The organism is Micromonospora sp. IBHARD004 (genome assembly GCF_052814115.1).
In genome coordinates this window covers 461503-479905 of record NZ_CP199934.1, presented here as the reverse complement: position 1 = coordinate 479905, position 18403 = coordinate 461503, and the positions used below count along the sequence as shown (strand labels likewise).

At 73.5% G+C, this 18403-nt stretch carries 15 protein-coding genes and 1 tRNA gene; 3 read left to right on the top strand and 13 right to left on the bottom strand.

What is annotated here, in order from left to right; all coding sequences use genetic code 11:
- Positions 1-117 precede the first annotated feature (117 nt).
- Both ACTWO6_RS02290 and ACTWO6_RS02285 read right to left on the bottom strand, forming a co-directional pair.
- Positions 118-567, bottom strand: coding sequence for a GNAT family N-acetyltransferase (locus ACTWO6_RS02290; RefSeq protein ID WP_446220536.1), 450 nt, complete (start codon positions 565-567; stop codon positions 118-120).
- Positions 568-963: 396 nt separating this feature from the next.
- A tRNA-Thr gene (locus ACTWO6_RS02285) sits at positions 964-1037 on the bottom strand.
- A 134-nt stretch (positions 1038-1171) separates the two neighbouring features.
- Between ACTWO6_RS02285 and ACTWO6_RS02280 the strand changes: the two genes are divergently transcribed.
- Entirely contained in the window at positions 1172-2908 is a 1737-nt protein-coding gene (locus ACTWO6_RS02280; RefSeq protein ID WP_446217975.1) for a metallophosphoesterase family protein, read from the top strand.
- Positions 2909-2977: 69 nt separating this feature from the next.
- Here the strand turns inward: ACTWO6_RS02280 and ACTWO6_RS02275 are convergent, their stop codons facing one another.
- The 6 genes from ACTWO6_RS02275 to tmk form a co-directional block, all read right to left on the bottom strand.
- The gene (locus ACTWO6_RS02275) at positions 2978-3817 is read right to left on the bottom strand and encodes a PSP1 domain-containing protein (protein ID WP_446217974.1); all 840 of its coding nucleotides are present in this window, start codon (positions 3815-3817) and stop codon (positions 2978-2980) included.
- 310 nt (positions 3818-4127) lie between these two features.
- On the bottom strand, positions 4128-4796 hold the full coding sequence (locus ACTWO6_RS02270) for a hypothetical protein (RefSeq protein ID WP_446217973.1): 669 nt from the start codon (positions 4794-4796) through the stop codon (positions 4128-4130).
- Positions 4796-5101, bottom strand: a complete 306-nt coding sequence (locus ACTWO6_RS02265) for a type VII secretion target (RefSeq protein WP_446217972.1) — start codon at positions 5099-5101, stop codon at positions 4796-4798. The genes ACTWO6_RS02270 and ACTWO6_RS02265 overlap by 1 nt, the downstream gene beginning before the upstream one ends.
- A 1-nt stretch (position 5102) precedes the next feature.
- On the bottom strand, positions 5103-5432 hold the full coding sequence (locus ACTWO6_RS02260; protein WP_446217971.1) for a YbaB/EbfC family nucleoid-associated protein: 330 nt from the start codon (positions 5430-5432) through the stop codon (positions 5103-5105).
- Between the two features lie 124 nt (positions 5433-5556).
- Positions 5557-6777, bottom strand: a complete 1221-nt coding sequence (locus tag ACTWO6_RS02255; protein ID WP_446217970.1) for a DNA polymerase III subunit delta' — start codon at positions 6775-6777, stop codon at positions 5557-5559.
- A complete protein-coding gene (gene tmk, locus ACTWO6_RS02250) occupies positions 6777-8840 on the bottom strand; it encodes a dTMP kinase (RefSeq protein ID WP_446220535.1) in 2064 nt (687 codons plus the stop codon). Before tmk ends, ACTWO6_RS02255 begins: the two co-directional genes overlap by 1 nt.
- Before the next feature lie 308 nt (positions 8841-9148).
- Between tmk and ACTWO6_RS02245 the strand changes: the two genes are divergently transcribed.
- Positions 9149-10357: an amino acid deaminase/aldolase gene (locus ACTWO6_RS02245; protein ID WP_446217969.1), complete on the top strand. Its 1209-nt coding sequence runs from the start codon at positions 9149-9151 to the stop codon at positions 10355-10357.
- Positions 10358-10564: 207 nt separating this feature from the next.
- Here the strand turns inward: ACTWO6_RS02245 and ACTWO6_RS02240 are convergent, their stop codons facing one another.
- Positions 10565-11137, bottom strand: a complete 573-nt coding sequence (locus tag ACTWO6_RS02240; protein ID WP_446220534.1) for a TetR/AcrR family transcriptional regulator — start codon at positions 11135-11137, stop codon at positions 10565-10567.
- Between the two features lie 222 nt (positions 11138-11359).
- On the opposite strand from ACTWO6_RS02240, the gene ACTWO6_RS02235 reads away from it, so the two are divergent.
- Entirely contained in the window at positions 11360-12694 is a 1335-nt protein-coding gene (locus ACTWO6_RS02235; protein WP_446217968.1) for a D-arabinono-1,4-lactone oxidase, read from the top strand.
- Here ACTWO6_RS02235 and ACTWO6_RS02230 read toward each other — a convergent pair.
- The 4 genes from ACTWO6_RS02230 to ACTWO6_RS02215 form a co-directional block, all read right to left on the bottom strand.
- Positions 12670-13905 (bottom strand): CapA family protein, encoded by a 1236-nt coding sequence (locus ACTWO6_RS02230; RefSeq protein ID WP_446217967.1) that lies wholly within the window; start codon positions 13903-13905, stop codon positions 12670-12672. The genes ACTWO6_RS02235 and ACTWO6_RS02230 overlap by 25 nt on opposite strands.
- An 81-nt stretch (positions 13906-13986) precedes the next feature.
- The gene (gene topA / locus ACTWO6_RS02225) at positions 13987-16824 is read right to left on the bottom strand and encodes a type I DNA topoisomerase (protein WP_446220533.1); all 2838 of its coding nucleotides are present in this window, start codon (positions 16822-16824) and stop codon (positions 13987-13989) included.
- A 372-nt stretch (positions 16825-17196) separates the two neighbouring features.
- Positions 17197-17808 (bottom strand): hypothetical protein, encoded by a 612-nt coding sequence (locus ACTWO6_RS02220; RefSeq protein WP_446217966.1) that lies wholly within the window; start codon positions 17806-17808, stop codon positions 17197-17199.
- The gene (locus ACTWO6_RS02215) at positions 17799-18338 is read right to left on the bottom strand and encodes a hypothetical protein (protein WP_446217965.1); all 540 of its coding nucleotides are present in this window, start codon (positions 18336-18338) and stop codon (positions 17799-17801) included. The genes ACTWO6_RS02220 and ACTWO6_RS02215 overlap by 10 nt, the downstream gene beginning before the upstream one ends.
- Positions 18339-18403 lie beyond the last annotated feature (65 nt).

Here is an 18403-nt window from a genome sequence, read left to right as displayed (position 1 = left end):
TGAGTGCTGTCCTATGCCTGATCGATACGCTCTCGCGCGGCCTGGTGTGACCCCCGGTGACACCAGGTTGTGGCCCGTGGATGGCCCGGCGCGGCCTGGGTGCGGCCGCCCTATCCACTACAGGCGTTTCGCCATCTGTTGGGCCGTGACGTCGTAGCCGCATGTCTGGTACAGCGAGATCGCGGGCGCGTTGTGGCCGAACACGTTAAGCCCAAGCCGAGTCGCACCCGCTTCCCGTGCCACCGCCTCTACGGCCGCGAGGATCGCTCTTCCATAGCCCGATCGCCGGTAGGGCTCTTCCACGCTGATGTCGTAGAGCCACGCTGTATCGGTCGTCTTGCTTCGTGGCTCCTCCAACCCGACCCACGCGTAGCCGACGACCTGGCCCGTGGTGTTCTCGGCTACCAGAAGGCGGTGGCGTTCCGTCGCCAAGCCGTCGGGCAGAAACTGGGCGCGATCCTGTCGCGCCTTCTCCATCGCGGCCTCGGCCGGCATGGTCTCGGCGAGGGACTCGACGTACTCCATGTCCCGTCGCGTCGTGTAGTTCTCGTACTCGTCTTGACGCATCGGGCGCAGGGTGACCACGCGGGAATTCACCCGGACATGATGGCAAGCACCGTTCCGGGAAAGCGAGTGGCTTTCCCACCTGTTGCGGCTCGGCGGATCTCCTCGTCGGGCAGTCGCCAGACCGTCCAGCCTCCCCGGACGGGGACAAGGTGGAGCGCCCTACCGGACGAACGACCTTGGCCCCGTCCGGGGAGGCTGGTAGCCCTTGTGGTGCCCGGCGAGGTGAGCCGCGACGGCATCTCTGTTCGGTGACGACCTGGACGCGGTCGCCAACCGCCTAGACGAGGCGGTCGCCGCACGGGACAAGGACTATCTAAGGACTCGACCCGCCAGCGGTGGCGTGGTCGACCTTGGGAAACGGCGAAGCCCAGGCCGTTGACCTGGGCTTCTGTACCGAGCCGCCTGACGGAATCGAACCGTCGACCTACGCATTACGAGTGCGTCGCTCTAGCCGACTGAGCTAAGGCGGCAACGATCGTCAAGTGTACGGCACACCCCCGCCCCGGGCCGAACGGGATCCCCCGGGACCGGGATCCGGACATCGACGAAACGTCGGTCGTTCGCCGGACAGCGCTCGCAAGCGGTCCGGACTACCCTGCGGCGGGTGAGCGACGATCACGGGCCGGAGCAGCAGCCGATCCCCGAGGCGCACCCGGGCGAGCGGGCGGCGCGCCGGCCGCTCAGCAGCGATCCGCTGGAGCTGGGCTTCACCCCGCGCAAGCCGGTGCCGTGGCTGGCGCCGTTCCTGCTGATCAGCACCGGCATCCGGACGCTGCTGGCGATGCTCTTCGGGGCGTACCTGGACAAACGGGAGTTGCAGAACGCGTTCGGCGACGGGATCTTCCGCCAGGTCGGGCCGGACGGCGGGCTCTGGCTGGACTACGTGGCCGACCTGGGCGACGGCTTCGACGCCACCTACTCGGTCGCCTACCTGCTCGCCCAGCCGGAGCTGACGGTGGACGGGCACCGGCTGCCCCGGGCGCAGACCCTGGTGATGGGTGGCGACCAGGTCTACCCGTCGGCGTCCTACGAGGCGTACGAGGACCGGTGCAAGGGTCCCTACCAGGCCGCGCTGCCGGTGTCGCCGCCCGAGCGGCCCACGCTCTTCGCGGTCCCCGGCAACCACGACTGGTACGACGGCCTGACCGCCTTCCTGCGGCTCTTCGTCCGCTCCCGGGACCGGCACTTCGCCGGCTGGGGCACCGGCCAGTCCCGGTCGTACTTCGCGGTGGAGTTGCCCGCCGGCTGGTGGCTGCTCGGCCTCGACGACCAGTCCGGGTCGTACCTGGACGACCCGCAGCTCACCTACTTCGACGAGGTGGCGCGCAAGCTCACCCCGCGGTCCCGGGTGATCCTGGCCGTGCCGGCGCCGACCTGGGTCAAGGCCGCGGACCACCCCACGGCGTACGACTCGATCGACTACTTCATCCGTACGATCATCGCCCCGACCGGGGCCCAGGTGCGGCTGCTGGTCTCCGGCGACCTGCACCACTACGCCCGCTACACCGGCCCGGACCGGCAGCTGATCACCTGCGGTGGCGGCGGCGCCTACCTGTACCCCACCCACAAGCTGCCGGAGCGGCTGGAGGTGCCGCCGCGGGACACGCTCGCCCGCCGCGCCAGCCGCACCCAGGAGTACGACCTGGAGGCCCGCTACCCCGACAAGGGCCGTTCCCGGCGCTACGGCTGGGGCATCTTCGCCCGGCTGCCGTTCCGCAACCCGGGCTTCACCACCCTGCTCGGCACGCTGCACACGCTGCTGATGCTGGCGATGGCCGGGGTGACGGCGAACCGGGTGGGCACCACGGAGCAGCGGCTGCTCAGCGTACCGCTGGTGATCATGCTGGTGGTGACGCTGCTGAGCGCGGCGTTCTTCGCCAAGCCGCCCAGCGCGGGCGGGAAACGGCACGCCCGGCACTGGATCCTCGGCGTCGGCCACGGTCTGGCGCACGTCGCGCTGGCCGCCGCGGGCACCTGGGCCTGGCTGGAGCTGCCCCTGTACGACTGGCCGTGGCCGCTGCCCGCGGTCGCCGCGGCGGTCGTCTACGGTCCGGTGATCGGTCTGGTCTCCAGCCAGGTGGTGGCGCTCTACCTGCTGGTCGCGGGGGCGTTCGGGGTGAACGTCAACGAGCTCTTCGCCGGCCAGGGCATCGAGGACTCGAAGTCCTTCCTCCGGATGCGCATCGACCCCGACGGCACCCTCACGCTCTACCCCATCGCCCTGGACAAGGTCTCCCACACCTGGCAGCTCAACCAGGAGCAGTCCCCCACCGCCTCCTGGCTGACCCCCAGGACGCCCCTGACCCCCCGCCTCGCCGAGCCCCCCATCACCCTCACCTGACGCCCACTCCGGAAGGCGACCCTGGGTGACGAAAACGTCTTGCTCAATGCAGCGAGGGAGCGGGTGCGGTCAGGGGGTGTAGTGCTGGTCGTGGGCTTGGCGGGGGGCGCAGACGGAGGCTCGGCTGCAGGAGCAGCGGGATCCGTCGGCGTCCAGGCGGACCGTGACCGAGTCGCGAGGGACGCTGTGGCCGACGACCTTGCCGTCCCCCTCCGGCGTGGTGACGCGGCTGCCGATCGCCGGTGCTGACTCCTGGAACCGCTGGTAGAGCGGGTGCTCGTACTTGAGGCAGCACATCAGCCGACCGCACGCGCCGGAGATCCGGAGCGGGTTGAGCGGCAGGTCCTGGTCCTTGGCCATCCGGATGGTGACCGGCTCGAAGTCGTTGAGGAAGGTCGCGCAGCACAGGTCACGGCCGCAGGAGCCGATCCCGCCCTGCACCCGCGCCGAGTCCCGGGCGGAGAGCTGCCGCAGCTCGACCCGGCAGCGCAGGGTCGCCCCGAGGTCGCGGACCAGCGAGCGGAAGTCCACCCGGTGCGGGGCGGTGAAGTAGATGGTGGTCCGGTCGCTGCCGGTCTCCGGCGCGCCCAGCACGTGGTCGACCGCCACCACCTTCATCGGCAGGCCGTGCTCCCGGATGAGCCGCTTCGCGGCGACCTTCGCCTCCGCCTTGCGCCGGCGCAGCAGCTCGTCGCGGCGCAGATCCTCCTCCTGGGCCGCCCCGGCCAGCTTGGGGAAGCCGTCGGTGTCCTCGGTGACCCACTGCGCGGCCCAGACGCACTCGGCCACCTCGGGCCCGTCGTCGGTGGGCACCAGCACCCGATCGCCCACCTGCGGGCGCAGCTCGCCCGGGTCCAGGTAGTAGAGGCGCCCGTACCGGTTGAAGCTGACCGCGCAGAGCATGCCCATGCCCCTCACCCTACGACGCGGCGGGCGCGCCGGCCCGGCCGGGCGTCGCCGGACGGTCACGGCGCGCAGCGATCCACGATCGTCGACTCGACCGACCGACCCCCACCCCCTCGTGCCGTTGATCCTCGCCCGGACGGCTGAATCACGACGGACACGGGGGACAAACCGCGACCAAGAGCGTTGAGTGAAGGCAGACCTGCGGGGGGTGCAGGGGAAGGAAGGCCACGGCGTCGCCGCCGGAGCCCGGTCACGCCGGCCCGGTGCGCGACGCCGTGGCCCGTGCGGCGCCCCGGCCGCCCGTCGACCCTTCTCAGCGCCCGATCCGGGTGGTCCCGCCGTACCGGGGCGTGGCGGCCGTACCCTCCCGCCAGCTCGTCTCGGCCAGGCTCGGCGACCACTGCCGCAGCAGCGTCTCCGCGCCGTCGTACGCCACGCCGAGCACCGCCAGCACCCGGGTCGCGATCTCGGCCGCCGCGTACGCGCCGGCGGGGTCGGCGGCGCCACCGGACCGGGTGGCCGCGAGCACGGTGACCGCCTCGGCGGAGCCCAGCACGTCGGCCAGCGCCCGGGCCAGGGCGAGCCGGCTCCCCTCCACCCACTCGGCCAGCGCGTCGGCGTAACCGGCGGTCGACTCCAGCCGCCCCACCAGGCTCTCCGGCCCCTCGTCGAGGTGGCGGAGCAGGGCCCCGCGCGCCTCGTCGTACGCGGAAGCGGCCGGCCCGGACCAGGCCACCGGATCGGTGAGGGCGGCGCAGGCGTCGTCGTACGCCCGGACGAGCCGGCGGACCGCGTGGCCGGCGGTCGCCAGCGGCGCGGATTGCAGGTCGAGGAAGTCGCGCACGGCGTCGCCGGGGAGCACCTGCATGCGGCGCAGCAGCGGCCAGAGCCGGTGCCCCTCCGGCGCGCCGGCGGCGAGCAGCGCGTCCACCCGGGCGAGCAGGTCGAGGCCCGGCGCGGCGATTCGGTCCAGGGCGTCCATCAGGCCTCCCCGGTCAGCCGCCGCCGGGCGGTGTCGTCGGCGGCTGCGTACCGGTCGGCGGCGCTGCGCAGCGCGGCCGCGGCGGCGGCCAGCCGGGCGGCGGCATCGCCGGCCTCCCGGGCCCGGTCGTCGGTGGCGTCGGTCCACCGCCGGTGCAGGGCACGGCCGATCTCGCCGGGCCGCCCGGACGCCTGGGCGCCGAAGGCCGGGTGGGCCGGGTCGCTGGCGGTGACGGCATGGGCGAGGCTGGCCAGGGTGGCGCTCGCCTCGTCCAGGCGGGCGGCCAGGGCGTGCAGGGTCTCCACGTCACGCCCCCGCGAGCGGCCGGTACGCCGCGAAGGTCTCGTTGTGCAGCTTCTCCCGGGCCCACTGCGCGGCGTCGGCGGCGGCGGTCACCGCGGCCTGCACGGAGCCGGCGACGTCCCGCGGGTTGCGGGCGTGCAGCGGGCCGAGGAAGCGCACGTCGGTGATCCGCCCGCCGGCGGTCACCACCACCTCGACCAGCCCGTCGGGCGAGCGGACGGTGACCTCGACCGTCGCCACCGCCTGGTCGAACTCGGCCTGCAGGGACTCGATGCGCCGGTAGCGCCGCACCGCCTCCTCGATCCAGGCCTCGTCGATCTCCCCGCGTGGCATCGGCGGACTCCTCCCGGCAGACCCCTCACTGAACGTGCCGCCACCGTCACCACGGCACACCGGACCGTACCGCACACCAATCGCGACTGTCGATGCCCTGTGGACGACGGTCGGTGGGGGTGGATCAGCCCTTCCAGAGGGCGAGCATCATCGCCTCCACCGCGATCCGCGGCTTCACGTTCACCTCGATCGCCGCCCGGCACTCCAGCACGGCCTCCAGCCGGCGCAGCGCCCCCTCGGCGTCCCACTTCTGGGCGCCCGCTCCGGCCAGCGCGGCGGTGTCGGTGTGCACCGGCGCGACCGGTGCCCGCAGCGCCATGGTGAGCGCGTCCCGGTAGAAACCGGCCAGGTCGACCAGGGCCCGGTCCAGGGCGTCCCGCTGGGCCCGGGTGGCCCGCGACTTCTGCCGCTTCTCCAGGTCCTTGAGCTGGCCGGCGGCGCCGCGCATCGCACCGGCCGCACCGCGGCCGGTGCCACCCGCGCCGAGCGCGGTCTGCAACGCCGACCGTTCCGTCTCGTCGATCTCGGTGACCGACGCCGCGGCCTCCGCCTCGGCCGCCTCGATCAGCGCGGAGGCGGCGTCGAATGCCGCGCCCACCCCGGTCAGCCGGCGCGGCACCGCGAGCACGGCGTCGCGGCGCTGCCGCGCCTCCGGGTCGCGGGCCAGCCGCCGGGCCCGGCCCACGTGCCCCTGCGCGGCCGCTGCTGCCCACTCCGCCACGTCGGGCGCGATCCCGTCCCGGCGTACGAGCACCGCGGCGACCGCCGCCGCCGACGGCTGCCGCAGCGGTACGACCCGGCAGCGCGAGCGGATGGTCACCGAGATGTCGTCCGGGTGGGTGGACGGGGCGCAGAGCAGGAAGACCGTTCGCGGCGGCGGCTCCTCGATGGCCTTGAGCAGGGCGTTCCCGGCCGCCTCGGTGAGCCGGTCGGCGTCCTCGATGATGACGATCTGCCACCGCCCGCCGGAGGGCGTGCTGGCCGCCCGGAGCACCAGGGCGCGCATCTCGTTGACGCCGATGGAGAGCCCGTCGGGCACCACGAGCCGGACGTCGGCGTGGGTCCCGGTCAGGGTGGTGTGGCAGCCGGGGCACTCACCGCAGCCGGTGCCGTGCACGCACTGGAGGGCGGCGGCGAACGCGCGGGCGGCCACCGAGCGGCCGGAGCCCGGCGGACCGGTGAAGATCCAGGCGTGCGTCATCCCGGCGCCCGGGTCACCGCCGGCCGGCCGGTCCGGCGCCGGGACGGTGGAGGCGCGCAACAGCGCGGCGGCCGAGGCGGCGGCGCGGCGCAGCGTGTCGACGGCCTCGTCCTGTCCGACCAGGTCGGCGAAGACGTCCGGCATCAGGTGGGATGCTCCATGGTCACCATTTCCGCGTCGGATAACTCCGGCTGGACCGTGGTGTCCGGCCCGTGCGCCGGGCGCGGGTGCACGATGGCGGTCGGGTTGACCAGGAACTCCGCCACCCGCCGGGTCACCGCGTCGGCGATCTCCTCGACCGGGCGGGACGCGTCGAGCACCAGGTAGCGCTTCGGGTCGGCGGCGGCCAGGTCGAGGAAGGCGTACCGGACCCGCTCGTGGAAGGCGATCGACTCGGTCTCCAGCCGGTCGGCGGCCTGGCTGCGCGACTCGACCCGGGACAGGCCGGTGCGCGGGTCGACGTCGAGGAGCACCACCAGGTCGGGCTTGAGCCCGCCGGTGGCCCACGAGGAGAGCCAGGAGACCTCCTGCACCGGCAACGTACGGCCGGCGCCCTGGTACGCCAGGGACGAGTCGACGTACCGGTCGCTGATCACCACCGCGCCCCGGACCAGCGCCGGGCGGACCACGGTGGCGACGTGGTGGGCCCGGTCCGCGGCGTAGAGCAGCGCCTCGGCGCGCGGCGACGGCGCCTCCGCGCCGGCGTTGTCGAGCACCAGCGAGCGGATCCGCTCGCCGACGCCGGTGGCGCCCGGCTCGCGGGTCACCACCACGTCCCGGCCCTGCTCGCGCAGCCGCTCGGCGAGCGCGAGGAGCTGGGTGGACTTGCCGGCGCCCTCGCCCCCCTCGAAGACCACGAACAGGCCGCTGGAGACGAAGGGCTCGGTCGGCATCAGCGGACGACCCCGGATCGAACCCCAGAGGTCGGCCAGGACGGGCACGCCCTTCTTGTCGTCCATCTGGCCGAAGGCGCTGATCCCGGCGAAGATGCCGGCGGCGCCGGCGGCGAGCAGCAGCAGCCGGGTCGAGGAGACGGAGACGCCCAGGTCGGCGATGGTCAGCTTGCGCGAGCCGCCGACGCCGACCAGGAGGCTGCTCAGCGCGATGGCCAGGATCAGCACCAGCCGGGTGCCGATCTGCACCACCGCGAAGACCCGTCCGCGCACCTCGTCGGCGACCTCGCCGCCCAGCAGGGTGGTGCCGGCGAGGAAGGCCATCCCGGCGCCCGCGCCAACCAGGATCGCGCCGAGGATCGCCATCGACAGGTGGATGGCGAAGGCGAGCACCAGCACGGAGGCGCTGGCCAGCACGATGCTCATGCCGAACCAGCGGCGCCGGGACATCTCCCGGACGATCATCGGGCCGAGCCCGATGCCGACGGCCAGGCCGATGAAGATGGCGCCGAAGAGCATGTAGAAGGCGGCGTCACCGGCGCCGAGCGAGGCGGCGAAGAACTTGGCCGTGCCGATGACGATGCCGCCGCCGGCGAACGCGCCGAAGATGCCGAGCACCAGGCCGCGGACCAGCGGGGTCTGCTTGATGAACTGCCAGCCCTCGGTGAACTGGCTCATCATGCTCTGCTCGGTGCGTTCCGGCTCGCCGGACCGGGCCTGGCTGATCTCCTTGATGCCGAACGCCACCACCAGCGCGGTGGCCAGCCGGGAGAAGGCGTTGAACCAGAGCGCGAGCTGGGCCGGCTCGGCCCAGCCGGGGATCTCCCCGTCGGCGAGGCCCCGCACGCTGCGGTCGAGCACCGCCAGGCCGATCGCGGCCGCGACCGGGGTCAGGCCGTACGTGGTGATCAGGGTGAGCTGGTTGGCTGTCTCCAGCCGGGCCCGCGGGATCAGGTTCGGGACCGCGGCCTCCTTGGCCGGGATCCAGAGCAGGGTGATCGTCTCGATCAGGAAGGTGGCGACCGCCGCCCAGCTGACCACCACGCCGCCGCTGGCGCCGGTGAGCGCGAGCAGCGGGATCGAGGCGAAGAGCAGGAAGCGCAGCAGGTCGCAGATGACCATCGTCCAGCGCCGGTCGAACCGGTCGGCGAAGACGCCGGCCACCGGGCCGAGCAGCAGCGCCGGCAGCAGCCGGACGGCGATCAGGCTGCCGAAGGCGGCGCCCTTCGCGGTGCTGCCGGAGACCTGCGCGGCGGCGAAGACCGACGTGGCGAGCAGGCCGAGCCAGTCGCCGAAGGAGGCCGCGCCGAGCACGATCCACAGCCGGCGGAACGGCCGGATGCGCAGCACCGAGCGGATCGCGGCGGCGCCGGACCGGTCGGCCTGGCTACCGGGCGACGACACGCCGGGCGACTCGCCGTTCTTCTGGCTTTCGATGGCCGTACCTCCACGTGCCGGCCCAGAGCTGGGCATCCCCGGTGGAACACTCTAGTCCCGGTGGGTAACGACCCCACCCGCGACATTCGCCTGCTCGCCGAGCCTAGGCCGCGGCCACCACCGACCGCAGCCCGGACAGACGCGAGGGTATTTCGCATTGACGCCCAGACAGTTAGCGTGCAGACGTGGCCACCGAAAGTGACAAACTTCGCGACCGCCTGGATCGGGCGACCGCCCACCTCGACCCGCCGTACGCCGTGGTCGACCTCGCGGCCTTCGACGCCAACGCGACCGCGCTGGTCGACCGGGCGGGCGGCAAGCCGGTCCGGGTCGCCAGCAAGTCGGTCCGCTCCCGGGACCTGCTGACCCGGGCGCTGGACCGGCCCGGCTGGCGGGGGGTGATGGCGTTCACCGTGCCCGAGGCGATCTGGCTGGCCCGGACCGGCGTCTCGACCGACGTGCTGGTGGCGTACCCCACCGCGGACCGGGGCGGCCTCGCCGAGCTGGCCGCCGACCCGGCGCTCGCCGAGACGGTGACGCTGATGGTGGACGGCACCGAACAGCTCGACCTGGTCGACGCGGTGTGCCCGCCCGGGCGCCGGCCGGCGCTGCGGGTCTGCCTCGACCTGGACGCCTCCTGGCGACCACTCGGCGGGCGGGTGCACGTCGGCGTCCGCCGTTCCCCGGTGCACAGCGCCCGGGCCGCCGGCGCGCTCGCGGCCGCCGTCGCCGGCCGGCCGGGCTTCCGGCTGGTCGGCCTGATGTCGTACGAGGCGCAGATCGCCGGCCTCGGCGACGCGCCGCCCGGCCAGGCCGTGCTGGGTACGGCGATCCGGGTCGCCCAGCGCGGGTCGTACCGCGAGCTGCTGGCCCGGCGCGCGGCGGCGGTCGCCGCGGTACGCGACCACGCCGACCTGGAATTCGTCAACGGCGGCGGCACCGGCAGCGTGGCCGCGACGAGCGCCGATCCCGCGGTCACCGAGGTCACCGCGGGATCGGGCCTGTACGGGCCGACGCTCTTCGACGCGTACCGCGCCTGGCGGCCCACCCCGGCGGCCTTCTTCGCCTGCGCGGTGGTCCGCCGGCCGGCACCCGGCCTGGCGACGGTGCTCGGCGGCGGCTGGATCGCCTCCGGCCCCGCCGCCGACAGCCGGCTGCCCCGCCCGTGGCTGCCGGCGGGGCTGAAGCTGCTCGGCCCCGAGGGGGCCGGCGAGGTGCAGACCCCGCTGGCCGGCGCCGCGGCGGCAACCCTGCGGGTCGGCGACCGGATCTGGTTCCGGCACGCCAAGGCCGGCGAGCTCTGCGAGCACGTCAACGAACTGCACCTGGTGGACGGCGACGTGGTGGTCGCGACCGTCCCCACCTACCGGGGCGAGGGTCGGGCGTTCCTCTGAGCTGCCACCCGACCCTCGGTGCCGGTCGTGTCGCCCGGCGCACCCCGGGCCGTTCTGTCGCTCTTCCCATCCCGGTCGCACCCCGGACGGGTTGTCGCCGAACCTCCCGGTCGCCCCCGGGAAGGATTTTCGTCGAACCACCCGGTCGCACCCCGGGCTCCACGCTTCCTGCCACCGGCCGACGCACCACGGACGGCGGTGCCGTGCTCAGTTCGGCTGCGCGACCTCGGCCCGGGCGTCGACCTGGCCGTGCAGGTACTCCCGGATCAGCGCCTTGGCCTCCACCAGCACCCGCTCGTCGCCCTCGGGCAGGCGACGGAACGCCAGCTTGATCAGGGCGTCGGCGGCCTCGACCGCGATCTCCAGGTGGAAATGGAGATCGGGAGCGTCGAGGCCGAAGCGCTCGGTCAGCACCCTGGCCAACTGGTCGGCGATCACGCCGTTGTTGTCCCGCTGCTCATCGAGCAGGTGCAGGTCGACCACGTCGCCGAAGTGCAGGGTACGGAACCCGGGAACCGTGCGGTGCATCGTGATGTACTCGTCGATGCCCGCGTCGACGCCGTCCCACCAGTGGGTCAGGTCGTCGGAGGCGAAGCGCTCGTCGAGCCGCTGGAGGTAGGACTCCATCGTGCGCAGGGTCAACGCCTGCACGATCGCCCGCTTGTCCGGAAAGAACTGGTAGACCGACCCGATCGCCACCTCGGCGCGCTCGGCGAGCAGGGTCGTGGTCAGTCCCTCGTACCCCACCTCGTCGACGAGCTCGGCACAGGCGTCCAGCATTCGCTGGACCCGCGCGACACTTCGACCCTGCACCGGTACGCGGCGCAGCGGCCCGGTCGTGGCGGCTGGTGTGGACACTCGCCACCCCCCTTCGACGGATGAACATATCTGCACGTCACGAGACCGTGACTACCGGTACAACGAACGGGCCCCGGTTGCGGTATTTACCAGGTACAACGTTCCTGATATGAAGTCAGTTCATATTCATGTCGAGGAGCGTCCATGGCCGGTACGCCACCCGTCTGGTCCAACTGGGCCGGCAACCAGCACAGCACCGCCACCGCCATCCTGCGCCCCCGAAGTGTCGAGGAGGTCACCGAGGCCGTCCGGGCCGCGGCCGCGGCGGGCCGGCGGATCCGGGCGGTGGGCAGCGGGCACTCGTTCACCGGTGCCGCCCTCACCGAGGGGGACCGCCTCGAGCTGACCGAATTGGATACCGGCGTCACCGTCGACACCGCCCGGCGGCTGGTCACCGTGCCGGCCGGGATGACCCTGCACGCCCTCAACGACCTGCTCGCCCGGCACGGCCTGGCGCTGCCGAACCTCGGCGACATCGACGCCCAGACCGTCGCCGGGGCGCTCTCCACCGGCACCCACGGCACCGGCGCCCGCCTCGGCTGCCTCTCCACCTTCGTCACGGCGCTGACCCTGGTCACCGGCACCGGCGAGGTGCTGCGCTGCTCCGCCGACGAGCACCGGGACGTCTTCGCCGCCGCCCGGGTCGGCCTCGGCGCGGTCGGGGTGCTGGTCGAGGTCACCCTGCGCTGCGTCGACGCCTTCGTGCTCCGCGCGCACGAACGGCCGGCGCCGCTGGACGCGGTCCTCGCCGAGCTGCCCGCCCTGATCGAGGGGCACGACCACGTCGAGTTCTACTGGTTCCCGTACACCTCCCGGGTGCAGGTCAAGACCAACGACCGGGTGCCGGCCGACGACCGGCCGCTGCCCCGGTGGCGCGGCTGGCTCGACGACGAGCTCCTGGCCAACACCGTCTTCGCCGGGGCCTGCCGGCTCGGCCGCGCCGTGCCGGCGCTGGCCCCCGGCATCAGCGCGGTCTCCGCCCGGGCGCTCACCGAGCGCACCTACACCGGCCGCTCCGACCAGGTCTTCTGCACGCCGCGCCGGGTCCGCTTCGTCGAGATGGAGTACGCCCTGCCCCGCGCCGTCCTGCCCACCGCGCTCGACGCGCTCCGGCGGATCGTCGACGGGCTCCCGTTCAAGGTGCTCTTCCCCGTCGAGGTCCGGTTCACCGCCGCCGACGACATCTGGCTGTCGCACGGGTACGGCCGCGACTCGGCGTACCTCGCCATCCACCAGTACGTCGGCGCGCCCTACGAGCCGTACTTCCGGGCGTTCGAGGAGGTGGCCACGGAGCTGGGTGGTCGGCCGCACTGGGGCAAGCTGCACTGGCGCGACGCGGCCAGCCTGGCCCCCGCCTACCCGAGGTTCCGGGACTTCCTCGCGGTCCGCGACCGCCTGGACCCCGATCGCCGCTTCGCCAACGACTACCTCGACCGGGTCCTCGGCGACGGCGCTCAGCCGCCCGGCGCCACCACCTGATCCCGGCCGGCGCCGAGGGCCCGGACATAGCCGAGCACCCGCTCGTACGCCGCCCGGTAGTCGCCCCGCACGCCCGCCGGGGTGGCGGGGTCGGCCAACGCCGCGGTGAGATCGACCAGTCGGAGGTCCGGTGCGAGGTCGGTCCAGGTGGGCAGGGCCTCCATCCGGGTCACCGTCCAGCGCCCGGGGGCGGTCTCGGTGAAGGTGGCCCGGGCCATCACACCCTCGCGGTTGTCGTTGACCGGCTCGGCATGCCGGGCCAGCTCGTTCCCCATCCCGAAGACCACCCACTTGTCGCCGAAGCGCTGGAACGGCTGCACCGCGTGGGCGTGGTGCCCCAGGATGAGGTCGACGTCGGGCGAGGAGATCAACCGCCGCGCCCAGGCCTGCTGGTCGGCGTCCGGCAGGTGCTGGTACTCCGTACCCCAGTGCAGGCTGAGCACGACGATGTCGGCGCCGGCGGCCCGCGCCCGGTGGGCGGCGGCAAGGATCTCGGGCGGGTCGATGAGGTTGGCCAGCCACGGCTGGCCCGGTGGGCGGCTCAGCCCGTTGAAGTTCAGGCTGTACGCCAGGTGGGCGACGCGGACGTCGCCCACCCGGTAGATCCGGGGGGTGGCCGCGTCGGCGGCGCCCCGGGCGCTGCCGGTGTGGCCCAGCCCGGCGGCGTCGAGCGCCCGGACGGTCCGGGCCACCCCGTCGGCGCCCTGGTCGAGGGTGTGGTTGGAGGCGGTCGAGCAGCCGTCGAAGCCGGCGGAGCGCACCCCGTCGAGCACCTGCGGGGGCGCGTTGAACGACGGATAGCCGGAGAACGGGCCGGCGGGATCGGCCAGTGGCGTCTCGAGGTGGCACAGCGCGAGGTCGGCTCCGCCGACGGCCGGGGCGACCCCGGCGAACATCGGCGCGAAGTCCAGGCCTCCGGGGCGCCCGGTCCGGGCGGCGTCCCGGCGCGCCTGGGCGGTCACCTCCGGATGGACCAGGACGTCGCCGGCGGCGACGATCCGCACGATCCGCCGGCCGGCGGGATCCCGGGCCGGCACGGTGGACGACCCGGGGGCGAGGGTCCGCCGCTGGACCGGTGACTCGACGGTGTCCGTCGGCGCGGGTCCGCCGGCGTCCCCCGCCTGGGAGCCGACGACGGCGACGGCGAGCGGCAGCGCTCCCGCCGCCGCGCCGAGGAGCACCCGGCGGCGCGTGGCGACAGCTGCGACCATTCCCTCACGTTAGGGAGCGTCCGCCAGAGCCCTGCGGCCAAACAGGGCATTTCAGCCGTTAGGGGCAGCGGTCGGCGACCGTCACTCCTCGATGGGGCTGGCGGCGGCCGCCTTCTTCGGGGCCGCCTTCCTGGCCGGGGCCTTCTTCGCCGTGGTCGCCTTGGCGGTGGTGGTCTTCTTGGCGGCCGTCGACCTGGTGGCGGCGGCGGTCTTCTTGGCCGCCGTCTTCTTGGCCGGGGCGGCCTTCTTCGCCGCCGCCTTCTTCTTCGGCGCCGGCCCCTTGGCCCGCTTCTCGGCAAGCATCTCGGAGGCCTCTTCCAGGGTCAGCGCCTCCGGGGTCTGGGCGCGCCGCAGGGACGCGTTGGTCTCCCCGTCGGTGACGTACGGCCCGAACCGGCCGTCCTTGATGACCAGCGGCAGCTCGGTGAGCGGGTCGTTGCCCATCTCGCGCAGCGGGGGTGCGGCGGCCCGACGCTGGCGCGCCTTCGGGGCGGCCAGCAGAGCGAGCGCCTCGTCCAGCGTGACGGTGAACATCTTCTCTTCGGAGTCCAGCGAGCGGAACTCGTCACCGCGCTTGACGTACGGGCCGTAGCGGCCGTTGTTGGCGAAGACCTCGACGCCGTCCGGGGCGACGCCGACCAGCCGGGGCAGGCTGAGCAGCTTCAGCGCCTCGTCGAAGGTGAGCGAGTCCGGCGTCTGCGAGCGCAGCAGCGACGACTTCCGCTCGCCGCTGGCCACGTACGGGCCAAACCGGCCGGACTTGAGCACGATCGGCTCGCCGGTCGCCGGGTCGTCGCCGAGCTTGCGCTCGCCCCCGCCGCCGAGGAAGAGCTCGTGCACCTTCTCCGGGGTCAGCTCGTCCGGGGCCAGGCCCTCGGGGATCGGGGCCCGGTCGCCCTGGCCGCCGCCCTCCTCGCCCTCCGCCGGGGCCGCCGGCTGCTCGCCGGGCACCGCCCGCTGGAGGTACGGCCCGTACCGGCCGACCCGGACGACGACCTCGCGCCCCTCGTCGTCGGTGAAGAGCGGGATCGAGTTGACGCTGCGCGCGTCGATCTCGCTGACGTTCTCGGTGACCAGCTTCTTCAGCCCGCCGGCGTGGGCGATGGCCCGGTCGCCGGTGCCGTTGGTGCTGCCGAAGTAGAAGGAGGTGAGGAAGTCGACGGCGGCGTGTTCCCCGCCGGCGATCTCGTCCAGCTCGTTCTCCATGCTGGCGGTGAAGTCGTAGTCGATCAGGTGCGGGTAGTGCCGCTCCAGCAGCCCGATCACCGCGAACGCCAGGAAGGTGGGGATCATCGCCTGGCCGCGCTTGGTCACGTAGCCGCGGTCCTGGATGGTCTGCATGATCGACGCGTACGTCGACGGGCGGCCGATGCCCAGCTCCTCGAGGGCCTTGACCAGGGACGCCTCGGTGTAGCGCGACGGCGGCTGGGTGTGGTGCCCCTGCGCGGCCAGCTCGTCGGCGGTCAGCGGCTGGTCCTTGACCAGGGCGGGCAGCCGGCGCTCGGCGTCTTCGGCCTCGGCGTTCTCGTCGTCGCTGGACTCGACGTAGGCGCGGAGGAAGCCCGGGTCGGTGATGGTCTTGCCGGTCGCGCCGAAGTCGGCCTCCTCGCTCGACGAGGAGACCGCGCGGATCCGCACCGAGACGCTGGACCCGACCGCGTCGGTCATCTGCGAGGCGATGGTGCGCCGCCAGATCAGCTCGTAGAGCTTGAACTCCTCGGCCGACAGCTCCTTGGCCACGTCGCCCGGGGTGCGGAAGTTGTCCCCCGCCGGGCGGATCGCCTCGTGCGCCTCCTGCGCGTTCTTCACCTTGCCGGTGTAGCGGCGGGGCTCCGGCGGCACGCTGCGCTCGCCGTACAGCTCGACGATCTGCCGGCGGGCCGCCGAGATGGCGGTCTCCGACAGGTTCACCGAGTCGGTACGCATGTAGGTGATGTAGCCGTTCTCGTAGAGGCGCTGCGCGGTGCGCATCGTCTGCTGCGACGAGAACCGCAGCTTGCGGGCCGCCTCCTGCTGCAACGTGGAGGTGATGAACGGCGCGTACGGGCGGCGGCGGTAGGGCTTCTCCTCGACCCGGGTGACCGTGAACGGCCGCCCCTCCAGCCGGGCGGCGAGACCCCTGGCCCCGCCCTCGTCGAGGTGCACGACGCCGGCCCCGGCCCGCACCCGACCCGTGGTCGGCTCGAAGTCCTTGCCGGTGGCGATCCGGTCGCCGTTCAGCGCGATCAGGGTGGCGTTGAAGGCGCGCGGCCCCTCGCCGACGTTCGCGACGGCCAGGGTGGCCAGGATGTCCCAGTACTCGGCGGTGCGGAAGGCCATCCGCTGGCGCTCCCGCTCGACCACGATCCGGGTCGCCACGGACTGCACCCGGCCCGCCGAGAGCTTCGGCATGACCTTCTTCCACAGCACCGGGGAGACCTCGTAGCCGTACAGCCGGTCGAGGATGCGCCGGGCCTCCTGGGCGTCGACCAGGTCCCGGTCGATCTCGCGCGGGTTGGCCACCGCGGCCTGGATCGCCGGCTTGGTGATCTCGTGGAAGACCATCCGCTTGACCGGCACCTTGGGCTTGAGGGTCTCCACCAGGTGCCAGGCGATCGCCTCGCCCTCGCGGTCCTCATCCGTCGCCAGGAAGATCTCGTCGACCTCCTTGGCCAGCTTCACCAGCTTGCTGATCTGCTGCTTGCGGTCGGCGGAGACCACGTAGAGGGCCTGGAAGCCGTTGTCGACGTCCACCCCGAGCCGGGCCCAGGGCTCGCCCTTGTACTTGGCCGGCACGTCGGCGGCGTTGCGCGGGAGGTCCCGGACGTGGCCGAAGCTGGCCTCCACGACGTATCCCGGGCCGAGGTAGCCCGAGATCGTCTTGGCCTTCGCCGGTGACTCGACGATGACCAGACGGGTGGTTCCAGCGTTGCTCGGCACGTCTCTCTCCGACCTCACTCCTGCTCCATGCCCCGTTTCGGGCCGTGTTGCACCGGCCGGACCACCGGCGGCCCGGACGTCCAACGTAACGCGCCGGCCGCGTTTCGGGTTTCGCGGGCGGTAAACCGGTCGGTACGTGGCGGCCACCGGCCCGGCCGCGCGGACACTCCCGCCGGACGGCGCCACCGTACACCGCGGCCAGGCCACCGAGCGGGCCACTGTGACGATCACGGACCCTCGGCCGAGGAGTCACCCGTCCGTTTTCCTGGACAAACCGCCACCCGGGCGGTGTCCGTGATCGGACAGCCGACGGGGTTGCGGCCCGCGGCGACCGGCCACCCGGGCCCCGCGGGCGTGGAGGTCGCGCCGGGCTCAGGCGGGGGCGCCGGGCCAGTCGGCCGCCGGCGCGGCGGGCGGGCGGTCACCCACCAGCTCGGCCAGCCGGGCCAGCCGCCGGCGCCCGGTGATCCGGTACGCCGGCCCGCCCGCCCCCGGATCGAGGAGCGCTCCGGGCAGGCCGACCGCGGCCAGCGCCGCCCGCACCTGCGGCCAGCAGGACTGGTCCCCGGCGCCGAGCCGGAGCAGGAAGCCGGGTGGGTCGGCGGCCCCGGCGGCGGCGAGCCAGAGCCGCAGCCGGCGACCGTTGAGGTGGAACCCGGCGGGCGGTCGCTTCACGGCGCCGCGCAGCCAGGCCACGGCGAGCGGGGCCAGGGTGCTGGCGTACGCGGTGCGGACCAGGTGCCGGCCGTCCTCGGTCGGCTCCCAGCTCGCCGGCACCCCGCGCGCGGCCAGCTCGGCCACCAGCACGTGCACCCGCCAGGCGGCGTCGACCACGACCGACAGCCGGGCCGTGCCGCCCATCCGGACCACCTCCCCCGGCCCGGCGAGCAGGCCGGCCAGGTCCGCCAGGGAGGGGTCGGCCGCCTCGGTGGAAAACAGCGAGAGCTGGCGGACCGGGTCGGGGAAAGGTGGCGTCAGCGACACTCCGGGACCTCGTCGAAGGCCTGTTTGAGTTCGGTGGAGCTGAGCTTGCCGGTGTCCAGCGCGCTCGCGTCGTACTCCTTGTTGAGCGTCTCCACCGCGGCCCGGACCCCGTTGTAGAAGGCGGTGGCCTCCCCGGTGTCCAGCCCGTCGATGGTGTCCCGGGCCCGACCGTAGGCGTCCCGCATCTTGCTCAGCGAGGCCCGGAAGCCGGCGGAGATCTCCTCGCCGTGGTCGGTCTCCGGCACCCCGGCCTGCTCGACCTTGCGGCGGGCGGTCTCGCTGGCCTGCTCGGCGCCGGCGAAGAGCCGGACCAGGTTCTCCTTGGCCTGGGCCGGGGTGGTCTGCGCGGTCATCTGCTCCTGGGTGCTGCTGGTCAGCTTGTTGATCTCGGCGCGCCAGGGGGTGAGCGCCTCGCAGACCGAGGCGGCCCAGGCCCGGGGGCTGGGGCCGCCGCAGCCGGCGAGGACGAGGGCGAGCGTGGCCAGGACCACCGTGAGCTTTCCGGCGGTTGCCGCCCGGCGCGTACGCATGCGAAGCAGCGTACGGCCTTCCGATGGAACTGCCACCGGTCAGGTTTCACCGATCGGACCGGAGA